Annotated in this window: 1 protein-coding gene and 1 pseudogene; both read left to right on the forward strand. The window is 37.8% G+C overall.

Annotation, left to right across the window (positions count from 1 at the left end; all coding sequences use genetic code 11):
• Nucleotides 1-826: pseudogene (locus ACFIO3_RS13385) on the forward strand (tRNA(Ile)-lysidine synthetase); the annotation flags it as partial.
• Nucleotides 827-940: 114 nt separating this feature from the next.
• The coding region (locus ACFIO3_RS13390) for an ATP-dependent metallopeptidase FtsH/Yme1/Tma family protein (protein ID WP_375704620.1) at nt 941-1225 on the forward strand (285 nt) is incomplete at its 3' end.

Raw genomic sequence — 1225 nt, forward strand, 5'->3', positions numbered from 1 at the left:
TGTAAAACGCCAAACATTACGGAATTATTTACGCTTACAAGGACAAACATGGATTGATGATCCAACCAATGAAGATCGCAATTTTGAACGTGTACGTGTGCGTCAATCTCTTTCTCCACAAAAATTGTCTTATATTGCTCAAAAAATAAATGAAGCCGCATTGCAGCGTCGTCAACACGCGCAAAATATTGCCGATTTGATCTTAGCACTGGATATTACTGTCCAACATGGACGTTGTTTCATAGCAAAGCCTGCGCTATTTTTACAGAAACATTCCAGTTTTCCTTTCGTGGTGGGGCTCTTTGCTGTGCTGATGGGAGGGGGATTTTATTTGCTCCCCAATCAGAAATTAAGCATGCTTGTTCAAAAACTCTGTCTCGATTCTCCAGAAAAGAAGCGTTTTACTTATGCGGGCTCTGTTATTGAATATAACAAGCAGGGAATTTCTTTGTGGCGTGAAGGGCGAAATATAAAAGAGGCTATCGTTGAGCCAGATAAAACTTTTATATGGGATGGGCGCTATCATATCACAAATCATGGATATGAGGCTATAAAGGTTGGAGCCGCAAATTTAGAACAGCTGAAATTTTTATTAAAAAATAGCGATTTTGAGCTTGAAAAGCCTCATTTTCCCTCTTTACAATCGCTGGTGATGATCTCAAATGACAAAGGGTGTGATATTCCAGAGTTGATTTCTCAAGCAGTTGTTCATAAAAATGTTATCATCAAGCGGATTATGGCACCTTTCGATTGGCTTTCTTCGCGAGAAGATGCTGCTGTGGTAAATGTTGTGGAACCTTTTTTTAATATTGAGGTGAAAAGATAAAGAAAAATTACTCTAAAAGAAAATAAACAGCTTCTCATCCCTTGGCAAGGGGCTGACAAGGTTATATGTTAAGGGGAACTGTTTGAAATCTATATTTGATTAAGTGGGCTGAATATGAATTCCAATTACCGCTCTCTCCTCATTTGGGGAGTTATTGCTTTGATTTTGATTGTGTCGTTTTCTTTCTTTAATGGAGATAGTCAACGTTCTGGTGGTGGAGAGGTCTCTTATTCTGAATTTTTGCAAAAAGTTGAGAATAATGAGTTGAAATCTGTGACCATTCAGGGTCAAAAATTAACAGGAAAAACCATTGAACATAGAACTATTTCAACCTATGCTCCACGAGATCCAGGTTTGATACAAAAATTGGAAAGCAAAAACGTCAATGTTAAAGCTATT

The sequence above is a fragment of the Bartonella sp. AD328YNZD genome (assembly GCF_042196425.1).